Source organism: Acidovorax sp. LjRoot118 (assembly GCF_964253575.1).
GTDB lineage: Bacteria > Pseudomonadota > Gammaproteobacteria > Burkholderiales > Burkholderiaceae_C > Acidovorax.
Genome location: NZ_CAXURB020000001.1, coordinates 5,895,150 through 5,921,027 on the forward strand (window position 1 = coordinate 5,895,150; position 25,878 = coordinate 5,921,027).

21 protein-coding genes are annotated in these 25,878 nt (G+C 69.0%); 11 read left to right on the plus strand and 10 right to left on the minus strand.

Translation table 11 applies throughout. The annotated features are described in order from the left end of the window. Positions 1-17 precede the first annotated feature (17 nt). The 4 genes from glcE to ACSQ9E_RS27755 all read right to left on the minus strand — a co-directional run bounded on the left by glcE (position 18) and on the right by ACSQ9E_RS27755 (position 3,964). Entirely contained in the window at positions 18-1,142 is a 1,125-nt protein-coding gene (gene glcE, locus ACSQ9E_RS27740) for a glycolate oxidase subunit GlcE (RefSeq protein WP_436220272.1), read from the minus strand. Between the two features lie 269 nt (positions 1,143-1,411). Further along, a complete protein-coding gene (locus ACSQ9E_RS27745) occupies positions 1,412-2,836 on the minus strand; it encodes an ammonium transporter (RefSeq protein WP_436219713.1) in 1,425 nt (474 codons plus the stop codon). Between the two features lie 33 nt (positions 2,837-2,869). Then, positions 2,870-3,208: a P-II family nitrogen regulator gene (gene glnK / locus ACSQ9E_RS27750; protein ID WP_007851823.1), complete on the minus strand. Its 339-nt coding sequence runs from the start codon at positions 3,206-3,208 to the stop codon at positions 2,870-2,872. Positions 3,209-3,253: 45 nt separating this feature from the next. Then, positions 3,254-3,964: a TorF family putative porin gene (locus ACSQ9E_RS27755; protein WP_428002818.1), complete on the minus strand. Its 711-nt coding sequence runs from the start codon at positions 3,962-3,964 to the stop codon at positions 3,254-3,256. A gap of 215 nt (positions 3,965-4,179) precedes the next feature. On the opposite strand from ACSQ9E_RS27755, the gene ACSQ9E_RS27760 reads away from it, so the two are divergent. Further along, on the plus strand, positions 4,180-5,715 hold the full coding sequence (locus ACSQ9E_RS27760; protein ID WP_436219714.1) for a YifB family Mg chelatase-like AAA ATPase: 1,536 nt from the start codon (positions 4,180-4,182) through the stop codon (positions 5,713-5,715). A 182-nt stretch (positions 5,716-5,897) separates the two neighbouring features. Further along, positions 5,898-6,365, plus strand: a complete 468-nt coding sequence (locus ACSQ9E_RS27765) for a MarR family winged helix-turn-helix transcriptional regulator (protein WP_436219715.1) — start codon at positions 5,898-5,900, stop codon at positions 6,363-6,365. Between the two features lie 24 nt (positions 6,366-6,389). On the opposite strand, the gene ACSQ9E_RS27770 is transcribed toward ACSQ9E_RS27765, so the two are convergent. After that, positions 6,390-7,283 carry an amidohydrolase family protein gene (locus tag ACSQ9E_RS27770; RefSeq protein ID WP_057202696.1) on the minus strand — a complete coding sequence of 298 codons (894 nt, stop codon included), beginning with the start codon at positions 7,281-7,283 and terminating at the stop codon, positions 6,390-6,392. 157 nt (positions 7,284-7,440) lie between these two features. Here ACSQ9E_RS27770 and ACSQ9E_RS27775 point away from each other — a divergent pair, with 157 nt between their 5' ends. The 6 genes from ACSQ9E_RS27775 to ACSQ9E_RS27800 all read left to right on the plus strand — a co-directional run bounded on the left by ACSQ9E_RS27775 (position 7,441) and on the right by ACSQ9E_RS27800 (position 15,726). Then, a complete protein-coding gene (locus ACSQ9E_RS27775; protein ID WP_179682535.1) occupies positions 7,441-8,223 on the plus strand; it encodes a crotonase/enoyl-CoA hydratase family protein in 783 nt (260 codons plus the stop codon). Positions 8,224-8,256: 33 nt separating this feature from the next. Continuing rightward, complete coding sequence (locus ACSQ9E_RS27780) at positions 8,257-10,134, plus strand: feruloyl-CoA synthase (RefSeq protein WP_436219716.1); 1,878 nt, start codon at positions 8,257-8,259, stop codon at positions 10,132-10,134. 24 nt (positions 10,135-10,158) lie between these two features. Further along, positions 10,159-10,944: an SDR family NAD(P)-dependent oxidoreductase gene (locus ACSQ9E_RS27785; protein WP_057202699.1), complete on the plus strand. Its 786-nt coding sequence runs from the start codon at positions 10,159-10,161 to the stop codon at positions 10,942-10,944. A 49-nt stretch (positions 10,945-10,993) separates the two neighbouring features. Next, positions 10,994-11,986, plus strand: coding sequence for a Bug family tripartite tricarboxylate transporter substrate binding protein (locus ACSQ9E_RS27790; RefSeq protein WP_436219717.1), 993 nt, complete (start codon positions 10,994-10,996; stop codon positions 11,984-11,986). Between the two features lie 131 nt (positions 11,987-12,117). Then, complete coding sequence (locus ACSQ9E_RS27795) at positions 12,118-13,857, plus strand: acyl-CoA dehydrogenase family protein (RefSeq protein WP_436219718.1); 1,740 nt, start codon at positions 12,118-12,120, stop codon at positions 13,855-13,857. A 111-nt stretch (positions 13,858-13,968) separates the two neighbouring features. Then, entirely contained in the window at positions 13,969-15,726 is a 1,758-nt protein-coding gene (locus ACSQ9E_RS27800) for a tannase/feruloyl esterase family alpha/beta hydrolase (protein WP_436219719.1), read from the plus strand. Positions 15,727-15,852: 126 nt separating this feature from the next. Here ACSQ9E_RS27800 and ACSQ9E_RS27805 read toward each other — a convergent pair whose 3' ends face one another. The 3 genes from ACSQ9E_RS27805 to pcaB form a co-directional block, all read right to left on the minus strand. Next, positions 15,853-17,346, minus strand: coding sequence for a fumarate hydratase (locus ACSQ9E_RS27805; protein ID WP_057266721.1), 1,494 nt, complete (start codon positions 17,344-17,346; stop codon positions 15,853-15,855). Positions 17,347-17,349: 3 nt separating this feature from the next. Then, positions 17,350-18,330: a Bug family tripartite tricarboxylate transporter substrate binding protein gene (locus tag ACSQ9E_RS27810; protein ID WP_436219720.1), complete on the minus strand. Its 981-nt coding sequence runs from the start codon at positions 18,328-18,330 to the stop codon at positions 17,350-17,352. 64 nt (positions 18,331-18,394) lie between these two features. Then, the gene (gene pcaB / locus ACSQ9E_RS27815; protein WP_436219721.1) at positions 18,395-19,771 is read right to left on the minus strand and encodes a 3-carboxy-cis,cis-muconate cycloisomerase; all 1,377 of its coding nucleotides are present in this window, start codon (positions 19,769-19,771) and stop codon (positions 18,395-18,397) included. Between the two features lie 116 nt (positions 19,772-19,887). On the opposite strand from pcaB, the gene ACSQ9E_RS27820 reads away from it, so the two are divergent. The 3 genes from ACSQ9E_RS27820 to ACSQ9E_RS27830 all read left to right on the plus strand — a co-directional run bounded on the left by ACSQ9E_RS27820 (position 19,888) and on the right by ACSQ9E_RS27830 (position 21,618). Then, positions 19,888-20,622 carry a GntR family transcriptional regulator gene (locus ACSQ9E_RS27820; RefSeq protein ID WP_428002829.1) on the plus strand — a complete coding sequence of 245 codons (735 nt, stop codon included), beginning with the start codon at positions 19,888-19,890 and terminating at the stop codon, positions 20,620-20,622. A gap of 88 nt (positions 20,623-20,710) precedes the next feature. Further along, positions 20,711-21,091 carry a VOC family protein gene (locus tag ACSQ9E_RS27825; RefSeq protein ID WP_057266725.1) on the plus strand — a complete coding sequence of 127 codons (381 nt, stop codon included), beginning with the start codon at positions 20,711-20,713 and terminating at the stop codon, positions 21,089-21,091. A gap of 11 nt (positions 21,092-21,102) precedes the next feature. Then, positions 21,103-21,618, plus strand: coding sequence for an EVE domain-containing protein (locus ACSQ9E_RS27830; protein WP_428002830.1), 516 nt, complete (start codon positions 21,103-21,105; stop codon positions 21,616-21,618). Positions 21,619-21,621: 3 nt separating this feature from the next. Here ACSQ9E_RS27830 and ACSQ9E_RS27835 read toward each other — a convergent pair whose 3' ends face one another. Together ACSQ9E_RS27835 and ACSQ9E_RS27840 are read right to left on the minus strand one after the other, a co-directional pair. Then, the gene (locus ACSQ9E_RS27835; RefSeq protein ID WP_436219722.1) at positions 21,622-25,359 is read right to left on the minus strand and encodes a molybdopterin cofactor-binding domain-containing protein; all 3,738 of its coding nucleotides are present in this window, start codon (positions 25,357-25,359) and stop codon (positions 21,622-21,624) included. Continuing rightward, the gene (locus ACSQ9E_RS27840) at positions 25,356-25,874 is read right to left on the minus strand and encodes a (2Fe-2S)-binding protein (RefSeq protein WP_436219723.1); all 519 of its coding nucleotides are present in this window, start codon (positions 25,872-25,874) and stop codon (positions 25,356-25,358) included. Before ACSQ9E_RS27840 ends, ACSQ9E_RS27835 begins: the two co-directional genes overlap by 4 nt. Positions 25,875-25,878: the final 4 nt, after the last annotated feature.

Sequence of the window (25,878 nt, forward strand, 5' to 3'; positions counted from 1 at the left end):
CGGTGCGGATGGACCGCCTACCAGCCCGGCGCCATGCGCCCGGGATTGAAGATGCCGGCCGGATCAAAGCTGTGCTTCAGGCGTGCATGGATCTGCTCCAGCGCGCGCGACTGCAACCCGGCATGCCCTGCCCCGCCTGGCTCGCGCGCCAGGGGCGCCTGGAACATCGCCGCGCTGCCACCCGCGACCCGGGCCGCCTCGCGCAGCGCATCGCCTGCGGATTCAGGCGCCTGTACCCAGCGCAGCGCGCCATGCCATTCGACCAGCGGCTGGGCGCCACCGGGCAGGGCCATCACGGGTGCCGTGGCTGGCAGCGACAGTCGCCACAAGGCGTGCTCGGGTGGGCGCGCGGCGAACCACGGCAGGGCTTGGTCACGGCAGGCGCTCCAGTCGGCGGCCACCACGGCGGGGTCCAGGCGCTCGCCGCCCATGGTGCGGCAGGCCGCCTCCACCGCGGCCACGGCGCCGCGCAAGCGCACCTGCAGCGTGCCCGTGTGGGCGTCGCCGGCCCAGCGGCTGGCGTTGAGCGGCAGGGGCTGGCCACCCCAGGCGTGCAGGCGGCGCAATGCATCGGCCTGGTTGCATTCGAAGCGCAGCGTGACCTCGCCCGGGGCCACGGGCAGCACCTTGAGGCTGACCTCGGTGAGCAGGCCCAGCGTACCCCAGGCACCCGCCATGAGGCGCGACACGTCGTAGCCTGCCACGTTCTTCATGACCTGGCCGCCAAAGGTCAGCAGCTCGGCCTGGCCGTTGAGCAGCACCACGCCCAGCAGGTAGTCGCGCACGGCACCTACGCTGGCACGCGCCGGGCCCGAGAGGCCGGCCGCCACCATGCCGCCGACCGTGGTGGCCTGCGGTTGCGCACCGAAGTGCGGGGGTTCGAAGGGCAGGCACTGCCCCTGGGCGGCCAGGGCGGCCTCCAACTCGGCCAGCGGTGTGCCGGTGCGCACGGTGACGACCAGCTCGCTGGGCTCGTAGTCCACGATGCCCTGGAGCACCCGGGTGTCGAGCACCTCGCCATGCAAGGCCAGGCCATGGAAGTCCTTGCTGCCCCCACCGCGGATGCGCAAGGGCGTCTGGTCGGCTGCGGCGGCGCGCACGCGTTCGGTGATCTGGGCAAGGGCTGAGTCCATGCCTTGGATCGTAGCGGCTGCACCCCGCCCAGGCCCTGCCTGCCGCCGTGAATTTTTTGAACGGCCGGCGTGAGGACAGCGGTGGGGGCGGCCCGTTCCAGTACCCCCCATGAAAAACCCGCCGAAAGGCGGGTTGGTCAAAAAGAAGCCCGCCAGGGCGGCGGGCAAAGGGATCCGAGGAGGATTCCGAGGAGACTCTCGCAGAAAAACCAAAAATCAGAAAATCAGGACCGGGCGGGCTGCGGCACCACCAGACACCGCAGCCTCCGGCCCATCCATCAACGGTTGTAAGCCGTTTCGCCGTGGGACGTGATGTCCAGGCCTTCGCGTTCGGCTTCTTCCGAGACACGCAGGCCCACCAGCAGGTCAGCGATCTTGTAGGAGATGAAGGCCACGACGCCGGACCACACGATGGTGAACAGCACGCTCTTGACCTGGATCCACACCTGTGCGCCCATGGCGAAGGTGTCAGGCGTCAGGCCGCCCGTACCACCCAGGCCCTTGGAGGCGAACACACCGGTCAGGATGGCACCCAGAATACCGCCCACACCGTGCACGCCGAACACGTCGAATGCGTCGTCCACGTTGAGCATGCGCTTCAGGCCACCCACACCCCACAGGCAGACGATACCGGCGATCAGGCCCAGCACGATGGAACCCATGGGGCCCACGAAGCCGGCAGCAGGCGTCACCGCCACCAGACCGGCCACGGCGCCCGAGGCAGCACCCAGCATGGAAGCCTTGCCCTTGTGCAGCGCTTCACCGGCGATCCAGCTCAGCGTGGCAGCGGCAGTGGCCAGCACGGTGTTCACGAAGGCCAGGCCCGCATTGGCGTTGGCGGCACCGGCGGAACCGGCGTTGAAGCCGAACCAGCCCACCCACAGCAGCGAGGCACCCACCATCGTCAGCGTCAGGCTGTGGGGCGTCAGGGCCTCCTTGCCGTAGCCGATGCGCTTACCCACCATGTAGGCACCCACCAGGCCGGCGACACCGGCGTTGATGTGCACCACGGTACCGCCAGCGAAGTCCAGCGCGCCGTCAGCACCCAGCAGGCCGCCGCCCCACACGATGTGGGCCATGGGCACGTAGCTGAAGGTGAACCACAGCACCGAGAAGATCAGCACGGCAGAGAACTTGATGCGCTCGGCAAAGGAGCCGACGATCAGCGCCACGGTGATGGCCGCGAACGTACCCTGGAAGGCGATGAACACGTACTCGGGGATGGTGATCAGGGCACCGAAGGTCTCCTGGTTCACGCCCTTGAGGAAGATCTTGTCCAGGCCGCCGAAGAACTTGCCTTCACCCGAGAACGCCAGGCTGTAGCCGTAGATGGCCCACAGCAGGGAGATCAGCGAGAAGACCACGAAGACCTGCATCAGCACGGACAGCATGTTCTTGGAACGGCCCAGGCCGCCATAGAACAGCGCCAGGCCGGGGATGGTCATCAGGATGACCAGCAGCGTGGAGGTCAGCATCCAGGCGGTATCGCCGGAGTCGATCTTGGGTACGGGAGCGGCAGGGGCAGCCTCGGAGGCGGCCGAAGCAGGGGCCGGTGCGGCCGCAGGGGCAGCAGCCGCAGCAGCAGGCGCGGCTTCTGCCGGCGCCGATGCGGCTGCATCGGCGGCAGGTGCCTGGGCCAGCGACAGTCCACCGACGGACAGCAGGCTCAGCCCCAGAATGAAGGAAGCAAGCAATTTTTTCATGGCATTTGTCTTTCGTGTTGTGCGGCGGGCCCTTTAAAGGGCTTCCTTGCCGGTTTCGCCGGTGCGAATGCGTACCACCTGCTCCAGGTGGGTCACGAAAATCTTGCCGTCGCCGATCTTGCCGGTGCGTGCAGCGGCTTCGATGGCCTCGATCACCCGGTCCACCAGTTCGTCCGCCACGGCGGCTTCGATCTTGACCTTGGGCAGGAAGTCGACCACGTACTCTGCACCACGGTACAGTTCCGTGTGGCCCTTCTGGCGTCCGAAGCCCTTGACCTCGGTCACCGTAATCCCCTGCACCCCGATGTCCGACAGGGCTTCACGCACCTCGTCGAGCTTGAAGGGTTTGATGATGGCTGTCACCATTTTCATTTTTGATTCCTCCAGGAAGGGGCGCACGGGGCGCCCCTGAAAGATTTACAGGGTTTTGGTCAGCGTGACGATCACGCGCGACTTGTTGACGGGACCGAAGTAGTCCTTCTTGTTGGCGCCGACCACGGCGGCACCCAGCGACAGGCCCGAGCCGAAGTCATAGGCACCGCCGACGCTGTAGTCGATGTAGTTGGGGGCCACGATGTCACCGCCGAAGCGCGTGTAGCCCACAGCGGCCTTGAGCGTGATCTTGGGCGCCACTTCCTGGGCGAACGCCAGGTTCAGGTAGCCGGTGTTGCGGCCCTTGAAGCCAGGACCGGCGTAGGCAAAGTAATCCTTGGACAGGGTGTGCGAGTACTTGGCCGTCACGGGGCCGAAGGTGGCGGCGCCATAGACTTCGGTGGTGTTGCCGTTGCTGTTGCCGGGGTAGATGTAGGTCAGGGCACCCACGTCCAGGTCGACGGAGCCGGCCTTGAACTTGTAGCCGCCGTAGATGTCGGATTCGATGGAGTTGCCCGAGAGCCAGTCGACGCTGGAGTTCCAGTTGCCGACGTAGAAGCCGGACTCGCCGAAGGCGTAGTCGAAGCCGCCCTGGATCGCGGGCTTGACGGCCTTGACCTTGGAGGCATCCTGGTCCTGGCCACGGAACTTGTAGTTGGTGGTCAGGCTGACGTTGCCGGTGAGCTGGGCACTGGCCAGCAGGGGCAGGGTTGCAACAAGGGCAGCGCCCAGGAACTTGATGGATGCGCGGGTCATGTTTCCTCCGGTTGGACAAAGTAGGGACAAGCGCTTTAAGCATGGACCGTGCCATGCGCCGCCAACGAGCCGTGGCACCTGCGGGCGAGATAGATGGGGATTCCCTATTAAAGTGAGGGTTGAGGGGACTTTGCGACCGCACCACCATGGTGCAACCGTGAAGCAGTTCACGCCAGTCCACCATAAAACGCACCCATCTGGGGAGAAAGTCGTCCATGAGTCTTGCTTTGGTGCAAAGCCGCGCCCTTCTGGGGCTACAGGCACCGGCCGTCACCGTTGAAGTGCACCTGGCCAATGGTCTGCCCAGCTTCACCCTGGTGGGCCTGGCCGAGGTGGAGGTGAAAGAGGCACGCGAGCGCGTGCGCTCGGCACTGCAGAACGCTGGGCTGGAGTTTCCGCACAACAAGCGCATCACCGTGAACCTGGCGCCAGCAGACTTGCCCAAGGATTCGGGGCGCTTTGACCTGCCCATTGCCCTGGGTATCCTGGCCGCCAGTGGGCAGATCGATGGCAGCCGCCTGGCCGGGTACGAGTTCGCCGGCGAGCTGTCTCTATCGGGCGAACTGCGCCCGGTGCGCGGCGCGCTGGCCACCAGCCTGGCGCTGCAGTCGCAGCAGATCGCCGTGCAACTGGTGCTGCCGCCCGGCAGCGCCGAGGAAGCCGCCCTGGTGCCCGATGCCCAGGTGGTGCGTGCCCGCCACCTGCTGGACGTGGTGCGCGCCTTTCTGCCGCCGGGCAGCCCGCCGCCCGATGCGGACGACGACGGCTTCACCCGCCTGCAGCCCACGCCCATGGTCGCGGAGCTGCAGGGCCCCGACATGGCCGACGTGAAGGGCCAGGCCGTGGCCAAGCGCGCGCTGGAGATTGCAGCGGCAGGAGGCCACAGTGCACTGATGGCCGGACCGCCCGGCTCGGGCAAGTCGATGCTGGCGCTGCGCTTTGCCGGCCTGCTGCCGGCAATGACGGTGCAGGAGGCCCTGGAGAGCGCCGCCATCTCCAGCCTGGCCGGGCGCTTCAGCCCGGAGCGCTGGGGTTTGCGCCCCACGGGCCAGCCGCACCACACCGCCAGCGCCGTCGCACTGGTGGGCGGTGGCTCGCCACCCCGGCCTGGCGAGATCTCGCTGGCGCACCATGGGGTTCTCTTCCTCGACGAACTGCCCGAATTCACGAGGGCCGCGCTGGAGGCGCTGCGCGAACCCCTGGAGACCGGCCACATCACCATCTCGCGGGCGGCGCAGCGTGCGGAATTTCCGGCACGCTTCCAGATGATCGCGGCGATGAACCCCTGCCCCTGCGGCTTTCTCGGCTCCACCCAGCGCGCCTGCCGCTGCACGCCCGACCAGGTCTCGCGCTACCAGGGCAAGCTCAGCGGCCCGCTGCTGGACCGCATCGACCTGCATGTGGAGGTGCCTGCTGTGCCCTCGGAGCAGTTGCTCAAGACACCGCCTGGCGAATCCAGCGCCGCGATCCGCGAGCGTGTGATGCAGGCCCGGGCCCGGGCGCTGGCACGCCAGGGCAAGACCAACCAGGCGCTGCAGGGCCAGGAGATCGACGAACACCTGCACCTCGACGATGCGGCCGCCAAGTTCCTCAACACGGCAGGCGCGCGCCTGGGCTGGTCGGCCCGCAGCACGCACCGCGCGCTCAAGGTGGCGCGCACCATCGCCGATCTGGCGGGTTCGCAGACCACTGCCGTGGGCCATGTGGCCGAGGCCGTCCAGTACCGCCGCGTGCTGCGCAGTCAGACGTGAAGACCCCCTGAGTCGCTTCGCGCCTTCCCCCTGGAAGGGGGACGCCCCCAGCGCGGCGGGGCGGCCCTTGCGCGGGGGCACTGGCACAGGCCATGCCAACTTCCAAGGCCGCGGGAAACGCAAGGCAGATGTCTTTGGGGACGCCGTTATAGTTCTCATCCAGCCCTTCCAGCATCATTCCCATGGCCAGCGCTTCCTCCCCCACCCTAACCCCCACCGCCACCGACGTGGTCGACAACAGCTACCTGCGCACGCTGGTGGGCTACAACGCGCGCCGGGCCTCGCTGTCCATCATCGAGGTGTTCATGGAGCGCATGGCGGTCTATGGGCTCAAGGTGGTGGATTTCTCGGTGCTCTCGCTGGTGGCGCACAACCCCGGCATCACCTCGCGCCAACTGTGCGCCACGCTGGGCGTGCTGCCGCCCAACCTGGTGGGCCTGATCGCGGCGCTGGACCGGCGCGGCCTGATAGAGCGCCGCCCGCACCCGAGCGACGGGCGCGCCATGGGCCTGCACCTGACGCCCGCCGGCGAAGACCTGTGCGCCCAGGCCGAGCAGACTGCGGCCACGCTGGAGATCGACGCCACCGCGCGCCTGACCGCCACCGAGCGCAAGACGCTGATCCGGCTTCTGCAAAAAGTCTACGACTGACGGGCCCGCACCGGCCCGCCTGGATCAGATTGCCGCAGGCGTGGCCTTGGCCGCCTTGTCCAGCCCCAGCAGACGCACCGCATTGCCCTTGAGGATGCCGGGCATCACCTCGGGCTTGAAGCCGGCCTCCTGGAAGTCCTTCATCCAGCGCTCGGGCGTGATCAGCGGGTAATCGCTGCCGAACAGGATACGGTCCTTGAGCAGGGTGTTGGCGTACTGCACCAGCTGCTTGGGGAAGTATTTCGGGCTCCAGCCCGACAGGTCGATCCAGACGTTGGGCTTGTGCGTGGCGACCGAGAGCGCCTCGTCCTGCCAGGGGAAGCTCGGGTGCGCCATGACGATCTGCATGTCCGGGAAGTCGATGGCCACGTCATCCAGGTGCATGGGGTTGCTGTACTCCAGGCGCAGGCCACCGCCGCAGCGCATGCCGCTGCCGATGCCGCTGTGGCCGGTGTGGAAGATGGCCGGCATGCCGTACTCGGCGATCACCTCGTAGATCGGCCAGGCCATCTGGTCGTAGGGGTGGTAGCCCTGCACGGTGGGGTGGAACTTGAAGCCCTTGACGCCATGCTCCTCGATCAGGCGGCGGGCCTCGCGCGCGCCCATCTTGCCCTTGTGCGGGTCGATGCTGGCAAAGGCCATCATCATGTCGCTGTTGGCTTTGGCGGCCTCGGCGATCTCTTCGTTGGGGATGCGCCGGCGGCCCATCTTGGACTCGGCGTCCACGGTGAACATCACCAGCCCGATCTTCTGCTCGCGGTAGTAGGCCACCGTCTCGGCGATGGTGGGTCGGCGGCCATTCTTGAAGTATTTGTCGGCGGCGCGGTCGTATTCCTCGCCGTAGTTGTCGAACGGGTTCCAGCAGCTCACCTCGGCGTGCGTGTGGATGTCGATGGCAATCAGGTTCTCGTGGTCCATATCTGTCTCCTATGGTGGCCGGGCTTTCACGGTGTCCCTGTCAGCATGCACCACGGCACGTGGCGCAGATCAAGGGTAACTACTGATGAAAAACCGGTCTGGCTTGCTTGAATTGGTTATGAACTATAACCACAATTCACCTATCAAGAAAGCCACCATGACCCATCCAGACATCCATTTCGAGCTCTCCGGCGACGAGCAGGAAGTTGCCGTGATCCGCCTCACGCGCAGCGCCAAGCGCAATGCGCTGAACGACGGCCTGATCCTGGCCCTGCGCGACCTGTTCGAGAAAATGCCCGCCGGCGTGCGCGCTGCCGTGATCGACGGCGAAGGCCCGCACTTCTGCGCCGGGCTCGACCTGTCCGAGCTCAAGGAGCGCGATGCGGGCCAGGGCCTGTACCACTCGCGCATGTGGCATGCCGCGCTGGAGCGCGTGCAGTACGGCCCCGTGCCCGTGATTGCCGCGCTGCACGGCGCCGTGGTGGGCGGCGGACTGGAGCTGGCCAGCGCCTGCCACATCCGCGTGGCCGATGAATCCACCTTCTACGCGCTGCCCGAGGGCTCGCGCGGCATCTTCGTGGGCGGCGGCGGCGCCGTGCGCATCCCCAAACTGATCGGCGCTGCGCGCATGGCGGACATGATGCTCACCGGCCGCGTCTACAACGCGCAGGACGGCGAAAAGGTCGGCTTTGCCCAGTACCTGGTGCCCGAAGGCCAGGCCTTCGACAAGGCACTGGAGCTGGCCAAGCGCGTGGCGCAGAACGCGCCGCTGACCAACTACGCGCTGATGCACGCCCTGCCGCGCATTGCCGAGCAGCCGGCCGACCAAGGCTTCTTCACCGAAGCCATGATGGCCGCGATTGCCCAGAGCGCACCCGAGGCCAAGTCGCGCCTGGCGGACTTCCTGGAAGGCCGCGCCGCCAAAGTGCGCAAAGACTGAGCCCCGCATTTCCACACCGCCGGACCTCCACCCATGAGCGATCTCTCCACCCCCCTGGCCCCGCCGCGCTACCGCCCGGTGCCCTTTGGCGTCACCCGCGTCAACCTGCGCGAGGGCGCACCCGGCGTGCGCTACCTGCAAGCCGACCTGCCCCTGGGCGCATACGCGCGCCGGGTCACGGACTACCTGGTGCACTGGGCGGAGGTAGAGCCCGAGCGCAGCTTTCTCGCGCGCCGGGTGCAGCAGGCCGACGGCAGCACCGGCGACTGGCAGCACGTGACGTATGCCCAGGCGCTGGACGCCGCGCGCAGCATCGGCCAGGCGCTGCTGGACCGGGGGCTGAACGCCGAACGCCCGGTGGTGGTGCTCAGCGAAAACAGCCTGGAGCATGCGCTGATGGCACTGGGCTGCATGTATGCGGGCGTGCCTTACTGCCCCGTGTCGCCCGCCTACGCCACCGTGAGCCAGGACTACGACAAGCTGCGCCACGTGCTGGACACGCTGACGCCCGGCCTGGTGTTCGCGGCCGATGGCGCGCGCTTCGGCCGCGCCATCAAGGCCACCGTGGCGGCGGACGTGGAGGTCGTGCTGGCCCAGGGCGCCATCGAAGGCCGCCCGGCCAGCACCTTCCAGAGCCTGCGCAACACCGCGGCCACGCCGGCCGTGGATGCAGCCATGCATGCCACGGGCCCCGGCACCATCGTGAAGTTTTTGTTCACCAGCGGCTCCACCAAGATGCCAAAGCCGGTGATCAACACCCAGCGCATGTGGTGCGCCAACCTGCAGCAGATCACCCTGTCGCTGCCGGTGCTGGCCGAAGCCCCGCCCATCCTGGTGGACTGGCTGCCGTGGAACCACACCTTCGGCAGCAACCACAACTTCGGTCTCACGCTGCAGCACGGCGGCACGCTTTACATCGATGACGGCAAGCCCACGGCAGCGCTGATCGGCGAGACCCTGCGCAACCTGCGCGAGATCGCGCCCACGGTGTACTTCAACGTGCCCACCGGCTTCGAGATGATCGCCGACGCGATGAAGACCGATGCCGTGCTGCGCCGCACCTTGCTGTCGCGGGTGCGCATGTTCTTCTACTCGGGCGCCGGCCTGGCCCAGCCTATCTGGGACAGCCTGCATGCCACGCAGGAGGCCGAGCTCGGCGAGCGCATCGTCATGTCCACGGGCCTGGGGATGACCGAGTCGGCCCCTTCGGCCATGTTCTGCAACAGCCCCGACGTGCGCTCCGGCCACATCGGCGCGCCCGTGCCGGGCATGACGCTCAAGCTGGTGGACGTGGACGGCAAGACCGAGGTGCGCTACCGCGGCCCCAACGTGACGCCCGGCTACTGGCGCTCGGACGCCGCCACGCGCGAGGCCTTCGACGACGAGGGCTACCTGTGCACCGGCGATGCCGTGCTGTGGATCGACGACAACGACATCCACCGCGGCCTGCGCTTCGACGGGCGCATCGCCGAAGACTTCAAGCTCTCCACCGGCACCTTCGTGAGCGTGGGCCCCATGCGCGCCAAGATCGTCGTGGCCGGCGCCCCCTACATCCAGGACGCGGTGCTCACCGGCCTGAACCGCAAGGAAGTGGGCGCCCTGCTGTTCCTCTCGCCCGCCTGCCGCGAGGTGAGCGGGCTGGCTGCCGATGCCCCCTGGGCCGAGGTGATCGCCAGCACCGGTGTGCGCCAGCGCATCCAGGCTGTCATCGACCACCTGGCGCGCGAATCCACGGGCAGCGCCAGCCGTGTGGCACGCGCACTGCTGATGGCCGAGCCGCCCTCGCTCGACAAGGGCGAGATCACCGACAAGGGCTCGATCAACCAACGCGCCGTGCTTAAGCACCGCGACGACCTGGTGCAGGCCCTGCACGATGGCGCCGCCCCCGACACCATCGTGCCTGCGGCCTGAAACGCACTACCCAAGGAGCCATCCATGCAGATCCAAGGACAGACCGCCCTCGTCACCGGCGCCGCATCGGGCCTGGGCGAAGCCACCGCACGCGAACTGGCCCGCCTGGGCGCCAAGGTCGCGGTGCTCGACGTGAACACTGCCCTCGCCACCCAGGTGGCCGAGAGCATCAACGCACAGCATGGCGCCGGAACGGCTGTGGCCTGCACCTGCGACATCACCCAGACCGAGAGCGTGGCCGCCGCCCTGGCCCACGCCGAGGCGGCCCTGGGCCCGGCGCGCATCCTCATGAACGTGGCCGGCATCGGCAGCGCCAAGCGCGTGGTGCAGCGCGACGGCAGCGCGGCGCCGCTGGAAGATTTTGCGCGCGTGGTGGGCATCAACCTCATCGGCAGCTACAACATCAGCCGGCTGTTCGCAGCCGCCTGCGCCAAGCTGGAGCCGCTCGACAACGGCGAGCGGGGCGTGATGATGTTCACCGCTTCGGTGGCCGCCTTCGACGGCCAGGTGGGCCAGCAGGCCTACAGCGCCTCCAAGGGCGGGCTGGTGGGCATGACGCTGCCCATGGCGCGCGACCTGGCGCAGCATGGCATCCGCGTGTGCACCGTGGCACCCGGCCTGTTCGCCACGCCGCTGATGAAGGAGCTGCCCGAAGCCGTGCAGCAGTCGCTGGCCGCGAGCATCCCCTTCCCCCCGCGCCTGGGCAAGCCCGAGGAGTTTGCCGAGCTGGCGGCCCACATCGTGACCAACGGACACCTCAACGGGGAGGTGATCCGGCTCGATGGTGCCCTGCGCATGGCACCCCGATAGCCCCCGTTCCCCGCCCCGTCAACACACCATACCTATACCGGAGACAACCATGACGACGACACGACGCCACTTTGTTCACACCCTGGGCAGCGCCGCCGCCCTCGCAGCGCTCTATCCCCTGTCTTCCTTCGCGCAGGCGCTGGACCAGGTCAAGATCATGTACGGCTTTCCGGCCGGCAGCGCGGGCGACAGCGTGGCCCGCCGCGTGGCCGAGAAGCTGGGCGGCACGGCTTACAGCAAGAACCCGGGCTTCGTCGAGAACAAGCCGGGCGCCGGTGGCCGCATTGCGGTGGAAACGCTGAAGAACGCGCCCGCCGATGGCTCGGTGCTCACCCTGGCACCGGTATCGGCCCTGTCGGTGTATCCGCACATCTACCCCAAGCTCAGCTACAAGCCCGACGACGTGGTGCCCGTCTCCATCGGCGCGATCATGCACCACGGCCTGGCCGTGGGCCCGGCCGTGCCGGCCGAGGTGAAGACGCTCAAGGACTTCCTGGCCTGGGCCAAGGCGAATCCGGACAAGGCCAGCTACGGCTCGCCCGGCGCGGGCTCCATGCCCCACCTGCTGGGCGCGCTGCTGGGCATCCGTGCGGCAGTGGATCTCAAGCACGTGCCCTACCGTGGCACCGTGCCCAGCATCACCGACCTGGTGGGCGGCCAGATCGCTGCCGCCATGAACCCCAGCGGCGACTACCTGCAGTACATGAAGACCGGCCGCGTGCGCGTGCTGGCCACCTCGGGCAAGAAGCGCTCGCCCTACCTGCCCGATGTGCCCACCTTCATCGAACTGGGCTACCCCGACGTGACGTCCGAGGAATGGTTCGGCTTCTACGCGCCGGCCAAGACGCCCGCCGCCACGCTGGCCAGTGCCAATGCCGCCATCACCGGCGCGCTCAAGGACAAGACCGTGATCGACGCGCTGGGCATCGTTGGCCTGGTGGCCCACGGCAGCACGCAGCAGGAGATGCTGGCCGACCAGAAGGCCGAGTTCGAGCGCTGGGGCCCGCTGGTCAAACAGATCGGGTTCACTTCAGAGTCTTGACTCTGGATTGGCTCCCCCCTGAGGCGCTGGCGCGCCTTCGCCCTGAGGGGGACGCCTCCGGTGGCCCGGCAAAGCCGGTTCCACGGTGGCGAAGGCCATGGGTTAACGACGGACAAGGACGCACGATCAGCATGCAAGCACACCAGACCCTGGCCGATATCCAGCACCTGCTGACCGAAGTGCTCCAGGCGCCTTCGCAGTGGCAGGCGCTGGCGCCGTTTGCCGACACCGATGACGGGCTGGCGGCACAGGTGCTGCAGGAGGCCGCCAAGTTCGTCGACAGCGCCATCGCCCCGCTGCAGCGCACGGGCGACGAAGAGGGCTGCCACTTCGAGGCCGGCACCGTCACCACGCCCGCCGGCTTTCGCGCGGCCTACCAGGCCTTCTGGCAGGCCGGCTGGCCCTCGCTGGCCTGCGCGCCCGAAGACGGTGGCCAGGGCCTGCCCGCGGTGCTCGAATGCGTGCTGTTCGAATGGCTGGCTGGTGCTAACCATGGCTGGACCATGGCGCCCGGCCTGCTGCACGGCGCCTACGAATGCCTGCGCCACCATGGCAGCGACGCGCTGAAAGCGCAGTACCTGCCCAGGATCGCCAGCGGCGAGTGGCTGGCCACCATGTGCCTGACCGAGGCCCATGCGGGCAGCGACCTGGGCCTTGTGCGCACGCGCGGCGTGCCCCAGCCTGATGGCAGCGTGCGCGTGAACGGCAGCAAGATCTTCATCTCGGGAGGCGAGCACGACCTGACCGACAACATCGTGCACCTGGTGCTGGCGCGCCTGCCCGATGCACCGGCGGGCCCCAAGGGGCTGTCGCTGTTCCTCGTGCCCAAGCGGCTGCCGGGCGGCGAGCGCAATGCCGTGGTGTGCGAGCGCATCGAAGAGAAGATGGGCCTGCACGGCAGCCCCACCTGCGTGATGCGCTTCGACGATGCCACGGGCTGGCTGGTGGGCGAGCCCCACAAGGGCCTGGCCGCCATGTTCGTGATGATGAATGCCGCTCGGCTGCATGTGGGCCTGCAGGGCCTGGGCCTGCTCGAGGCGGCCTGGCAGAAGGCCAGCGCCTATGCGCACGAGCGCCGGCAGATGCGCGCTCCCAGGCCCATGGGCACAACGGCATCGCCGGGCCCTGATCCGATTGCCGAACACCCGGCCATGCGCCGCATCCTGCAGACGCAGCGCGCCTGGATCGACGGCGGGCGCGTGCTGGCCTACCACACGGCCCTGCAGCTCGACGTGGCGCGCCACCACCCCGACGCGACCGAGCGCGCCGTGGCCCAGCGCTGGTGCGCGCTGGTCACGCCCGTGCTCAAGGCCGCGCTGACCGACCAGGCCTTCCACGGCGCCAGCGCCTGCCTGCAGGTCTTCGGCGGCCACGGCTATGTGCGCGAATGGGGTATCGAGCAGATCGTGCGCGATGCGCGTGTGGCCATGATCTACGAGGGCACCAACGAAATCCAGGCCATCGACCTGCTGGTGCGCAAGGTGCTGGCCGATGGCGGCCAGGGCCTGTGTGCACTGCTCGCATCCCTGCGTGCCGGCCTGCCCCCCGACGAAGCCGCCAACACCCGGCGCAATGCCCTGGCCGACACCACGCGCGCGCTGGCCGCCGCAGCCGCCACCCACCCCGAGCTGCCCTACTGGGTGGCCGACGACTACCTGCGGGCCGTGGCCCTGGTGCTGCTGGAGTGGGCCTGGGCGCGTGTCGCAGCGGCACCCGCCAGCCAGGGGCCGCGCTGGACTGAACCGGCGCAGGCATGCAAGACCTGGGTGCTGCCCGAATTCGACATGCGCCTGGCCATCATTCGCCAGCGCCTGTCCACCGCTGCTGCCGACGTTCACCGACGTACTGCGCCCGCCATGGCTGCCGCCTGACGGTCCACGCCTTTTTTCTCTCTCTTTGCTTTCCCCATCCCACAGCGCTTCGAGGCCGCGCTGCGGGTCTGCCTGCCTGCGCCTTGAGACAACACACGAGGAGACAACACCATGAAGACGAATGAGGGTATCTGGAGAATGCACCGTGGCCTGGGCCGCCCCCTGGCACTGGCCGCCCTGCCCGCCGCGGTATCGCTGCTGCTGGCCGGCTGCGGCGGATCCGACGGCGGGCTGCGGCAGCTCTCGGCGGCCTCGCCAGGCACGCTGCAGTCCTGCGCCAACCTGGCCACCACGCTGGCCCTGCCCAATACGCGCATCGCCTCCGCCGTGCCCGTGGCCGAGGGCGAGCTCAAGGCCACCGGCGTGAACACCCCCATCCCGGCGCACTGCCTGGTCAAAGGGGCGATGAACCAGCGCACCAGCACGGTCGATGGCGCGAGCTATGCCATCGGCTTCGAGATGCGCATGCCCGTGGCCTGGAACGGCCGCTTCCTCTACCAGGCCAACGGTGGACTCGATGGCAGCGTGGTCACGGCCCTGGGCGCGACCAGCGGCGCGGCACCCGTCGCGCCGGCGCTGAGCCAGGGCTTCGCGGTGCTCAGCTCGGACGCGGGCCACAGCGCGCCCACGCCCTTCTTCGGCGTGGACCCGCAGGCCCGGCTGGACTATGGCTACCAGGCCGTGGGCAGCCTCACGCCCATGGCCAAGGACCTTATCAAGAGCGCCTACGGCAAGACACCCGACCGCTCGTATTTTGCGGGCTGCTCCAACGGCGGGCGCCACGCCATGGTGGCGGCATCACGCTATGCGGACCAGTACGACGGCATCCTGGCCGGGAACCCGGGCTTTCACCTGCCCAAGGCCGCCACCACGCAGCTGTGGAAGGCCCAGCAGTACGCCAAGGTCTCCACCCCGGACGCCAGCGGCCAGCCCGACCTGAACACGTCTGTGACAGCGGCCGAATACAAGCTGCTGGGCAACCGCATCCTCGCCAAGTGCGATGCGCTGGACGGTGTCACCGACGGGCAGGTGAACGACGTGGCGGCCTGCCAGGGCGCCTTCAACCTGCAGACCGACGTGCCCAGCTGCAGCGCCGGGAGCGCGCGGGACGGAACCTGCCTGACGCCAGCCCAGAAGAATGTGCTGGCCGACATCTTCGCCGGCCCGAAGAACAGCAAGGGCGAGGCGCTGTACACCGGCACCTGGTTCGACCCGGGCGTGGGCGGCGTCAACTTCGCACAGTGGCACCTGGGCTCGCCCGCCACGCGCGATGCCGGCGCCGTGGCCTTCATCTTCACGTCGCCGCCCTCCTCCGTGGCGGCCTTCGGTGCCACCACGGGCCTGCAGTACGCGCTGAACTTCAGCATGGAGACCGACTACCCGAAGATGTTCGCCACCAGCGCGCTCTACCCCGAGTCGCCCTGGTCCTTCATGACGCCACCCAACGAGGCCGATCTGGGCGCCTTGAAGGAACGCGGTGCCAAGATGATGGTCTACCACGGCGTGGCCGACGGCGTGTTCTCGCCCGTGGACACCGCCAACTGGATGGACCGGCTGCAGGCCAACCACAAGGGCGATGCCGCCAGCTTTGCACGCCTGTACATGGTGCCCGGCATGAACCACTGCTCGGGTGGCCCCGCCACCGACCAGTTCGACATGCTGGCGCCGCTGGTGCAGTGGGTGGAACAGGGCAAGGCGCCCGATACCGTGCTGGCCCAGGCCCGCGGCGCCGGTGCCAATGTGGTCAACACCGAATTGCCCGCCAGTTGGTCGGCCAACCGCACCCGCCCGCTGTGCGTCTACCCCAAGGTGGCGCGCTACAACGGCACGGGAGATGTGGAGAGCGCTAGCAGCTTCAGCTGCCGGTGATGTAACTTGCCAATAGCCGGGCTATTGGCAAGCTGTGCGACAAGGCAGGCACCGCATGCCGGGGCCAGCCCGAAGGGAAAGCCTGAAGCGCGGGGGTGAAATGAATAATGACACGCCCTGGCGCCCTCAGACCAGCATGAAGCGGTGGATGCTCCGCCCCTGTGAGTCCACCGCCACGGTCACCGGAAAGTCCACCACCTCGAACTCATGGATGGCCTCCATGCCCAGGTCGGCGAAGGCCAGCACGCGTGCCTTGCGGATGGAGCGCGACAGCAGGTAGGCCGCGCCGCCCGTCGCCGCCAGGTAGGCACCCCCATGACGGCGAATGGAGGCAATGGCCTCGGGCCCGCGCTCGGCCTTGCCCACCATGGCCAGCAACCCGGTCTGCGCCAGCAGCGGCTCCACGAAGCGGTCCATGCGCGTGGCGGTGGTCGGGCCGGCCGGGCCCACGGCTTCGCCCGCCACGGCATCCACCGGGCCCACGTAGTAGATGGTGCGGCCGCGCAGGTCCACCGGCAACGGCTCGCCACGCTGCAGCAGGTCCACCAAGCGCTTGTGCGCCGCGTCGCGCGCGGTGAGCAGGGTGCCCGTGAGCAACAGGGTCTGGCCGACCTTCCATTGGCCGACCTCGGCGCGGTCCAGCGCATCGAGGTCCACGCGCACCGCGTCTTGCACCACGAAGCTATCGGGAATGCCGTCCCACGCATCGAGCGACAGCTCCGGCAGGGGTGCCGGCCCCGTGCCATCGAGCGTGAGGCGCAGGTAGCGCGTGGCGGCGCAGTTGGGGATCAGCGCCACGGGAATCGTGGCCGCATGGCAGGGCGCGGTGCGTACCTTCACGTCGAGCACGGCCGACAGGCCGCCGAGCCCCTGGGCGCCGATGCCCAGGGCATTGCTGCGCGCATGCAAGTCCAGGCGCAGTGCCTCTTCGGGCGTGGCTGCGCCACGCGCACACAGTTCGTCGATGTCGATGGCATCGAACAGCGACCGCTTGGCCAGCAGCATGGCCTGCTCGGGGCTGCCGCCGATACCGATGCCCAGCACCCCTGGTGGGCACCAGCCGGCGCCCATGCCTGGCAGCTGCGCCAGCACCCAGTCGGCCACGCTGTCACTCGGGTTCAGGGTGGCAAAGCGCGCCTTGACGTCGCCGCCGCCGCCCTTGGCCACCACCAGCAGCTCCAGCGCATCGCCCTCCACGAGTTCGCAATGCACGATGGCGGGCGTGTTGTCGCGCGTGTTGGTGCGTGCGCCCAGCGGGTCGGCCACCATGGTGGCGCGCAGCGGGTTCGTAGGGTCGCCATAGGCGGTGCGCACCGCGTCGTCGACCACGGCCTGCAGGCTGCGCAGCGGCGCGCCGTCGTGCCGGATGAAAGCCACGCCGGCACCCAGGCGCAGGAACACCTGGGCCACGCCCGTGTCCTGGCACAGCGGGCGGCGGCCCAGCGCCGCCATGCGGCTGTTGACCAGCAACTGGCCCATGGCCGCGCGCGCCGGGGCATGGGTTTCGGCCGCATGGGCGCGCCGCAGTGCGCGCACGAAGTCGGGCGGATGCCGGTGGCTGATGAACTGCAGCGCCTGGGCGATGCTGGTGGCCAGGTCTTCCTGCGCGATGCGGGTCATGGCTCAGTCGATCTGGATCTTGGCGTCGGTCGCCACCTTGCGCCATTTCTCCACCTCGGCTGCCGTGTGTTTGGCAAAGGCCTCGGGCGCGTACTGCGCCTCGGGCAGCAGGTGGATGCCCTGCGCCACCATGCGCGCCGTCCAGGGCTTGTCGGCCAGGGCCTTGAGGTAGGACTGGTGCAGCTTTTGCACCATGTCCTTGGGCACACCCTTGGGTGCGTACAGGCCGTACCAGGTGGCGGCCTCGAAGCCGGGCAGGGTCTTGTCGGCCAGCGGCGCGACGTTGGGGTACTGCTGCGGCATGGGCGTGAGCGAGGTCAGCGCAATCGCATTGAGCCGCCCGCCCGTGACCTGGGGCAGCGCCGTGTTGCTCTGGTCGAACATGGCCTCCACCTGCCCGCCCACCAGGTCGTTCATGGCCGGGGCCGCGCCCTTGTACGAGATAGACGTGACCTCGATGCCGGCGCGCGACTCGAACAGCGCTGCGATCAGGTGCGAGGTGGAGCCCACGCCAGCATTGCCGAAGTTGATCTTGCGCGGGTTGGCCTTGGCCGCTGCAATCAGCTCGCCCGCCGTCTTGTAGGGCGAGCTCTTGGGCACCAGCAGCACCAACGGCGTGTCGGGAAAGCGGAACACCGCGTCGAAGTCCTTCACCGGGTCGTAGGCCAGCTTTTTGTAGAGCGAAGGCGCCGCGCCCATGTAGCCCATGTGGCCGACCAGGAAGGTGTAGCCGTCGGGTGCCGACTTGGCAGCCTTGGCCGCGCCGATGGTGCCGCCCGCGCCGGCCGCATTCTCGATCACGATGGACTGACCGATCTGGCGCCCCACCTTGTCGGCGATGTCGCGCGCCATGGCGTCGGTGGGGCCGCCCGCAGCGAACGGCACCACCCAGGTGAGTGGCTTGGCGGGCCAGGCCTGCGCGTGGGCGAAGGTGGCGGCGCACAGCAATGCGGCGGCGGCACCAAGGGTCTTGGCGGTGTTCATGGATTGGTCTCCTGCAATGGTTGTGGGATGGAACGGAAAGCGCAAGCGGGGAATCAGGCGGGGCTCAGTGGTCGAGCGCCGCCGAGGCGGCCAGGGCGCGGTCCACCATGGCGGGCGCCAGGCCCAGGTAGTTGGCGGGGTCGGTGAGTCGGTCGATGGTGGCGCGGTCGACGTGGCGCATGACCTCGGGCAGCGCGGCCAGCGCCTCGGCCAGCGTGCCGCCATGTTCGTTGACGGTGCGGCAGGCGTCGTAGACCACGTCGTGCGCCTGCTGGCGACCCATGGCCGGCGCCAGGCCCATCATCACGGCCTCGGCCACGATCAGGCCCCGGCTGATCCCCAGGTTACCGCGCATGCGCGCCTCGTCCACGATCAGGCCACCGAGCGCGAACTTGGCCTGGTGCAGCGCGCCCGCGGTGAGGATGAAGCTCTCGGGCAGCGCCAGCCATTCGGCATGCCAGGGGCCGGTGGCACGCTCGAAGTCCTGCACCATGGCATCGACCATCAGCCCCGCGTGCTGGCGCACGGCCTTCGAGGCCGCCAGCATCAGCTCGCTGGAGATCGGGTTGCGCTTTTGCGGCATGGTGCTGCTCGCGCCCCGGCCCTTCACGAAGGGCTCGTAGACCTCGCCGAACTCGGTGGAGGCCATGATCATGATGTCCAGCGCGATCTTGCCCAGCGAACCCGTGACCAGGGCCAGCAGATTGACGGCCTCGGCGAAGCCGTCACGCGCCACGTGCCAGGTGGTCACGGGCACGGCCAGGCGCAGTTCGTCGGCCAGCGCGGCCTGCACTTCGAAGCCCTTGTCGCCCAGCGATGCCAGTGTGCCTGCGGCCCCGGCGAACTGCACCACCAGCACGCGTTTGCGCAGCTCGGCCAGGCGCTCCTGGTGGCGGTCGAACATGGCCAGCCAGATGGCCACCTTGTAGCCGAAGGTCACGGGCAGCGCCTGTTGCAGGTGGGTGCGGCCGGCCATGGGCGTGTCACGGTGCTTCGCGGCCAGCGCGGCGAGGATGCCGCGCAGCGCGCGGATGTCGGCCTCGACCAACGCCAGCCCGTCGCGCAGTTGCAGCACGTTGGCCGTGTCCATGATGTCCTGGGTGGTGGCACCCCAGTGCACGTAGCGCCCGGCCTCGCCGCACATCTCTACCAACTGGTGCACCAGCGGCAAGATGGGGTAGCCGACGATGTCGGTCTCGTGGCGCATGTGGTCGAAGTCCACGCGGTCCAGGCGCGATTCGCGCGCGATGGCCTCGGCCGCCTCGGCCGGGATCACGCCGCAGCGCGCCTCGGCCCGCGCCAGCGCCACCTCCACCTCGATGTAGCGGGCGATCAGGATGTGGTCGGAGAACACCTCGCGCATGCGCGGCGTGCCAAAGGCATCGCGGAACAGCACCGAGTCGAGCACCGTGCTGGCGGGGGAAAACAGGAGAGAGGACATGGCAGGCCGGATATGTTGATAAAATACGAACATATTTAAATGTCCGAACAAATGAACTGTAAATATGTTCGAACAAAACTCGATTTGGGGTTTTCCCTGAGCAGGAGCCTGTCCGCATGACCGCCGCCAAAAACACCGACCTCGCCCGCGACCTGTCCGAGGGCATTGCCTCGGGCCGCTTCGCCGTGGGCACGTTGCTGCCCACCGAGTTCGAGCTGTGCGACCAGTACGGCCTGAGCCGCTATGCCGTGCGCAAGGCGCTGGACGAACTGCAGGAGCTGGGCCTGATCTCGCGGCGCAAGAACGTGGGTACGCGCGTGGAGGCCATGCGGCCGCGTGCCGGCTTCACGCAGTCCATCGCCACGGTGGAAGAACTGGCACGCTTCGGTGCCGAACATGTGCGCACGGTGCAGTCGATCAACACGGTGGTCGCGGACCTGACGCTCGCCAAGGACCTGGCCTGCCCCGGCGGCACGCGCTGGCTGCACATCGCCTGCCTGCGCATGGAAGGAGGCAGCACACGGGCACGCCCGATCTGCTGGCTGGACCTGTACATCGACCCGGCGTATTCCGACATCGGCCCCATCGTGCGTGATGCGCCCGAGACGCTGGCCAGCTCCATCATCGAGGAGCGCTACGGCCGGCGCATCGCCCGCATCCGCCAGGACATCGAGGCCGTGCTGGTACCACGCGAGCATGCCGAGGCCCTGCGCGCCGAGGCAGGTGCGCCGGCCCTGAAGATCACGCGCCACTACATCGACCCGGCCGACCAGGTGTTCGAGATCTCGGTCTCGCTGCACCCCGCGGACCGGTTCAAGTTTTCGATGGAAATGAACCGCGCCAGGGAATGAGGGCGCTGCTGCAAGCCTGCTGACAAACCGCTGTCAGCAGCAGGTCATCACCATCGGGGCTTCTTCATTTGCACACCAGGAGCCCTTCATGAAAAACGCCATCAGCTGGTTCGAAATCCCCACCACCCAACTGGACCGTGCCCAGGCTTTCTACGAGGCCGTGCTGGGCCAGGCCATGCGCCGCGAGTCCATGGGCCCGAGCGAAGGCGCGGTGTTCTCGTACGACCCGGAATCCGACGGAGCGGGTGGTGCGCTGATGATGGGGCCGACCGCGCCGCAGCTGGCAGCAGGCGCTGGCACCCTCGTCTACCTCGATGCTTCGCCTTCGCTCGATGCGGCCCTGGAGCGGGTGGTGGCGCAAGGCGGCAAGGTAGCCCTACCGCGCCAGGCACTGCCGCCGGGCATGGGCTTCTTCGCGCACATCCATGACCTGGATGGCAACCGCGTCGGTCTGCACGCCGAGGCCTGAGGAGCATGGGCATGGCAGCAGCAAGCGCATTGGCTCAACCGACCCTGTGGGCCGAAGCACCACAGCCCGCCATGGCCACGCCACGCGGCAACTGGATCGCCGTGGCCAGCGCCAACCACGCGCGCCGCGGCTGCGTCGAGCCCGAAGCCGGCTACATGCAGGTGTGCCACGGCAAGGTCGCCCCGCTGCGGCGTGTGAAGCCCGGCGACAGGGTCGCGTACTACGCGCCCACGGTCACCATGGGCGGCAGCGACAAGCTGCAGGCCTTCGTCTCGCTGGGGCTGGTGAAGCCCGGCGAGCCCTATGCCTTCGACATGGGCGGCGGGTTCGTGCCGTTTCGCAAGGGCGTGGACTACGTGCCGGCCCGCGAGGCGGCCATCGCACCGCTGCTCGATCACTTCGAGTTCGTGCAGGACCGCGCGCGCTGGGGCTATGCGTTCCGTTTCGGGCTGTTCGCCATCAGCGACCACGACATGCGGCTGATTGCCGATGCCATGGGTGCCGACGCGGATTCATTGCATTTCTGAACGCTATGGATGGGCCGGACCGGCGCGCACACGTGCCAGCGCGGCCGGCACATCGTTCCATGCGGGGCGCCCTGGCGCATAGCGCTGGCGCATATAGCCCGCGAGCTCTGCGATCTGCGCATCGCTGAGCGCGTCGCGAAAGCCGGGCATGAAGCCCAGTTCGCGCGAAGCCGGTTCGCGGATGCCGTGGACGATGACCTGCAGCAGGTTGTCCGGCCGGTCGCTGTGCAGGTTGCTGTTGAGCGCCAGCGGCACGTTCACGCCCAGGAGCTTGGGGCCGTTGCCGTCATGGTGGCAGGCGGCGCAGGCGCCGTCGAACAGGCGCTGCGCCTGGCCGGGCTGGGGCGCCAGTGCGGCCGCCTGTGCCACAGCGGCCTGCGCCTTCGTCAATGCTTCGGCAGCAGGCTCCGGGGTCGCGTTGAACGAGGCCAGGTACGTAGCCATGGCGCGGATGTCCTCGTCGGGCAGCTTTGCCAGTTCCTGCACCACGGGCGCCATGGGGCCGGAGGCACTGCCGTGCTCCGGGCTGTGGCCCTTGCGCAGGTAGCTGTACAGGGCCTCGCTGCTCCAGGGCACGGGCGCCTTCGACAGCCCGGTGAGGGCGGGCGCCTCCCAGCCATCGACCAGCGCGCCCGAAAGGAATGCCGCGCCGCCCATCTCCGCACCCAGCGCATTGCGCGGTGTGTGGCAGGCGCCACAGTGGCCCACGCCCTGCACCAGGTAGGCGCCGCGGTTCCATTCGGGCGGGCGCGCGGGGTCGGGCTTCCAGGACGTGGCGTCGTGGAACAGCGCGTTCCAGCCCGCCATGAGCGGGCGCACGCTGAACGGAAAGGCCAGCTGCGTGGCCGGCACTTCGGAGCGCACCGGCGGCTGGGCCATGAGCCAGGCGTACAGCGCGGTCAGGTCGTCGTCGTCCATCTTCGCGAAGGATGTGTAGGGAAAGGCCGGGTACAGGTGCTTGCCGTCGCGCGAGATGCCCTCGCGCATGGCGCGCTGGAAGGCGCTGAAGGACCACAGGCCCAGGCCGGTCTGCGCGTCGGGCGTGAGGTTGGTGGTGGTGACGGTCCCGAAGGGCGTGTCCATGGCGCGCCCACCGGCATTCGGCGTTCCGCCCGGGGCCGTGTGGCAAACCACGCAGTCGCCGGCAGCCGCCACCAGGCGCCCACGTTCTATGGTGGCGGCGTTGTAGACCGAAGCACCTGCCGTCTGTGCGACCGGTGCGATGGCCGGGCGCCAGCCCAGCAGCGCCGCCCCCATGGCCAGGCCGCCGGCAGCCAGGGCCAATGCACGCGCCCAGTGGCTGCGCCGGCGCGGCCAGGTGGCCGTGGCGGGAACGGCCGGGGCGGGCAGCTCCAGTGTGGGCAGCACGTCGGCCGGCTCTGCCGGCGACCCTGCAGGGGCGGCACCGCCCTGCCCAGCTGCTGCGCCCAGCGGGTTGAGCCCCGCGCGCACCACCTCGGGCGTGAAGGGCGGCGCCCGGAAGCGCACGCCCGTGGCGTCGAAGATGGCGTTGGCAATGGCCGCCGTGCCGGGCACCGACGAGGACTCGCCCGAGCCCAGCGGCGCCTCGTCCTGCCGGGGCATGTGCATGACCTCGATGACCGGCACCTCGCGAAAGCTCAGGATGGGGTAGCTGCCCCACTCGCGTGTGTCCACCGCCTGCGTGACCGGGTCGAAGCGCACCTGCTCCTTGAGGGCCCGGCTGGTGGTCTGCACCACGTTGCCATGCACCTGGTGCTGCACCCCTGCGGGGTTGACCATCATGCCCGCATCGTGACCCACGACGACGCGGCGCACATGCACCTCGCCGGTCTTCTTGTTCACATCCACATCGGCCACCCAGGCGGCCCAGGCCGCGCCAAAGCCCGGCCACTTGCTGTGGATGTAGCGCGCGTAGGCAAAGCCCTGGCCCTGGACCCAATCGCCGTCGGTGCCCTGCAGGTCCGCGGGGCCGGGCACGCGCGGGCCGGTGTGGGGCAGCCAGCCAGCCTTCTCGGCCGTGGCCTTCACGAGTTCTGCCGCGCGCGGGTCGCTCAAGAGCTGCAGACGAAACTCGACCGGGTCCACGCCAGCCGCGGTGGCCAACTCGTCCACATAGGATTCATGCGCGAACGAATTGGGCAGGGCCGAGACGCCGCGCAGCCACGAGGCACGCACGATGGGCGCCATGTCGTTCACGGCCACGCGCAGGTTGTCGAAGTCGTAGGGCGGGCGCGCCGTGCGGTCGCCCATCTCGTAGGCCTGGGCCAGCGGCTCGATGGTGCGCGTGAGCAGCAGCGCCAGCGTGGGCGCGCCGTTGGAGGGGTAGGAGGTCTCGAAATCGTAGGCGGCCACCGAGCCATTGGCATTGAGCCCGCCGCGCACCTGCATGAGCTGGGCCGTGCCCTTGGGCTCCCACAGGTGCTCCTGCTCGCGTGTGAGCTGCACGCGCACGGGCACACCCACGGCGCGCGACAGCAGCGCGGCATCTGCCGCCACGTCGTCGGCGCCATTGCGGCCGTAGCAGCCCGCGGCCTCCATGCGCACCAGGTCGATGTCCACGTCGGCCATGCCCATGAGGCGCGCCAGGTCGGCGCGCAGCACATGGGGGTTCTGCGTGCCGGCCCAGACGGCCATGCGCGGGCGGCCCGAGGTTTCGTCTTGCCGCCACTCGGCTACCGCGCACGAGGGGCCGATGGAGCCGTGCAGCTGGTACGGCCAGACATAGGTGCGCGGCATGGACTGCGCGGCTGCGGCCAGCGCGGCGTCCACGTCGCCCTCGTCCACCAGGCGGCGTTGCGTGGAGGGGTTGGCGCGTATGGCCTGTGCCAGGGCGTCCGGGCTGTCCTGCCGGGGAAATCCCGGCCAGGGCTTCCAGTGCACGCGCAGCGCACGCATCGCCTCCTCGGCCTGTTCCTCGCGCTCGGCGACGATGCCCACGAAGTCGCGCACCACCACCACCGCGCGGATGCCCGGGATGTGCGCGATGGACGACTGGTCCACCGATTCGAGCGTGTTGCCGATGAAATCGCCATGGTCGGCACCCGCATAGGGCGGGCGCACCACGCGGCCGTGCAGCATGCCGGGCACGCGCATGTCGTGCACGAAGACCAGCTCGCCGCTGACCTTGGCGGGTATGTCCACGCGCGGCACCGACTGGCCGACCACGGTGTAGTCGGCCATGGGCTTGGTGGGCGTGGCCTCGGCGAGCTCCAGCGCGGTGTGCGCGCCAGCCAGCAGTTCGCCATAGGCCACCCGGCGGGCGGGGTCGGCCGCCACCTGCACCACGCCGGCCTGCACCTGCAGCGCATCAGGCGCCACGCCCAGGCGCTCGGCGGCCTGGGCCACCAGCCAGTGGCGCGCCTGCGCTGCGGCGGTGCGCAGGGGCTTGGCGTGTATCTGGATCGAGGCGCTGGCAATGGTCGCGCCCTGGTTGGGCGCGCGCGTGGTATCGCCCAGCACCATGTTCACGCGCTCAAGGGGAACGTCCAGCTCCTCGGCCACGATCTGCGCGAGCGCCGTGCGGATGCCGGTGCCCAGGTCGACGTGGCCATTGAGGGCGGTCACGCTGCCATCGTCCCACACGGCCAGCAGGATCTCCACGCCCTCGGCCGGGTTGCCGGCCACCAGCGCGGGCTGGCCCTTCACAGGCGGGGGTGCGGGCGGCGGGTTGCGCACGACCAGCAGCACCCCCTGTGCGGCATGGAAGTCAGCGCGCGTGAGCGGGCTGTGCGCGCGCAGCGCTACAGGGGGCGCGCTCATGCGGCCACCCCGCGCACCAGCACCGCCGCGCGCTGCACGGCGCGGATGATCTCCACATGCGTGCCGCAGCGGCACAGGTTGCCCGAGAGCTCGCGGCGGATGGCGGCCTCGTCGGGATCGGGGTTGCGTTCGAGCAGGGCCACGGCCATCATCACCATGCCATTGAGGCAGTAGCCGCACTGGGCGGCCTGCTCGTCGACGAAGGCCTGTTGCACCGGGTGCAGCAGCCCCTCGCATGCCGCACCATGGCAGCGTGCGGGCAGGCCCTCCAGCGTCGTCACCTCGCGGCCCGCCACGCCGTGTGCGGGGATCACGCAGGCACGCGCCGCCACCCCGTCCACCAGCACCGTGCAAGCGCCGCACTGGCCCAGGCCGCAGCCGTACTTGGGGCCGTTGAGCGAGAGGTCGTTGCGCAGCACATGCAGCAGCGTGGCGCCCGCGCCCGGGGTACCTGCTGGCAGCTCACATGGCTGGCCATTGACGGAAAGGGTGAGAACGGTGGCTGGGGTCTGCATGGAT

Bases quoted from the DNA above. Each gene is read 5' to 3' on its own strand.
- ACSQ9E_RS27745 (WP_436219713.1), bottom strand. From the start codon at position 2,836: ATGAAAAAATTGCTTGCTTCCTTCATTCTGGGGCTGAGCCTGCTGTCC.
- glnK (WP_007851823.1), bottom strand. From the start codon at position 3,208: ATGAAAATGGTGACAGCCATCATCAAACCCTTCAAGCTCGACGAGGTG.
- ACSQ9E_RS27755 (WP_428002818.1), bottom strand. From the start codon at position 3,964: ATGACCCGCGCATCCATCAAGTTCCTGGGCGCTGCCCTTGTTGCAACC.
- ACSQ9E_RS27760 (WP_436219714.1), top strand. From the start codon at position 4,180: ATGAGTCTTGCTTTGGTGCAAAGCCGCGCCCTTCTGGGGCTACAGGCA.
- ACSQ9E_RS27765 (WP_436219715.1), top strand. From the start codon at position 5,898: ATGGCCAGCGCTTCCTCCCCCACCCTAACCCCCACCGCCACCGACGTG.
- ACSQ9E_RS27770 (WP_057202696.1), bottom strand. From the start codon at position 7,283: ATGGACCACGAGAACCTGATTGCCATCGACATCCACACGCACGCCGAG.
- ACSQ9E_RS27775 (WP_179682535.1), top strand. From the start codon at position 7,441: ATGACCCATCCAGACATCCATTTCGAGCTCTCCGGCGACGAGCAGGAA.
- ACSQ9E_RS27780 (WP_436219716.1), top strand. From the start codon at position 8,257: ATGAGCGATCTCTCCACCCCCCTGGCCCCGCCGCGCTACCGCCCGGTG.
- ACSQ9E_RS27785 (WP_057202699.1), top strand. From the start codon at position 10,159: ATGCAGATCCAAGGACAGACCGCCCTCGTCACCGGCGCCGCATCGGGC.
- ACSQ9E_RS27790 (WP_436219717.1), top strand. From the start codon at position 10,994: ATGACGACGACACGACGCCACTTTGTTCACACCCTGGGCAGCGCCGCC.
- ACSQ9E_RS27795 (WP_436219718.1), top strand. From the start codon at position 12,118: ATGCAAGCACACCAGACCCTGGCCGATATCCAGCACCTGCTGACCGAA.
- ACSQ9E_RS27800 (WP_436219719.1), top strand. From the start codon at position 13,969: ATGAAGACGAATGAGGGTATCTGGAGAATGCACCGTGGCCTGGGCCGC.
- ACSQ9E_RS27805 (WP_057266721.1), bottom strand. From the start codon at position 17,346: ATGACCCGCATCGCGCAGGAAGACCTGGCCACCAGCATCGCCCAGGCG.
- ACSQ9E_RS27810 (WP_436219720.1), bottom strand. From the start codon at position 18,330: ATGAACACCGCCAAGACCCTTGGTGCCGCCGCCGCATTGCTGTGCGCC.
- pcaB (WP_436219721.1), bottom strand. From the start codon at position 19,771: ATGTCCTCTCTCCTGTTTTCCCCCGCCAGCACGGTGCTCGACTCGGTG.
- ACSQ9E_RS27820 (WP_428002829.1), top strand. From the start codon at position 19,888: ATGACCGCCGCCAAAAACACCGACCTCGCCCGCGACCTGTCCGAGGGC.
- ACSQ9E_RS27825 (WP_057266725.1), top strand. From the start codon at position 20,711: ATGAAAAACGCCATCAGCTGGTTCGAAATCCCCACCACCCAACTGGAC.
- ACSQ9E_RS27830 (WP_428002830.1), top strand. From the start codon at position 21,103: ATGGCAGCAGCAAGCGCATTGGCTCAACCGACCCTGTGGGCCGAAGCA.
- ACSQ9E_RS27835 (WP_436219722.1), bottom strand. From the start codon at position 25,359: ATGAGCGCGCCCCCTGTAGCGCTGCGCGCGCACAGCCCGCTCACGCGC.
- ACSQ9E_RS27840 (WP_436219723.1), bottom strand. From the start codon at position 25,874: ATGCAGACCCCAGCCACCGTTCTCACCCTTTCCGTCAATGGCCAGCCA.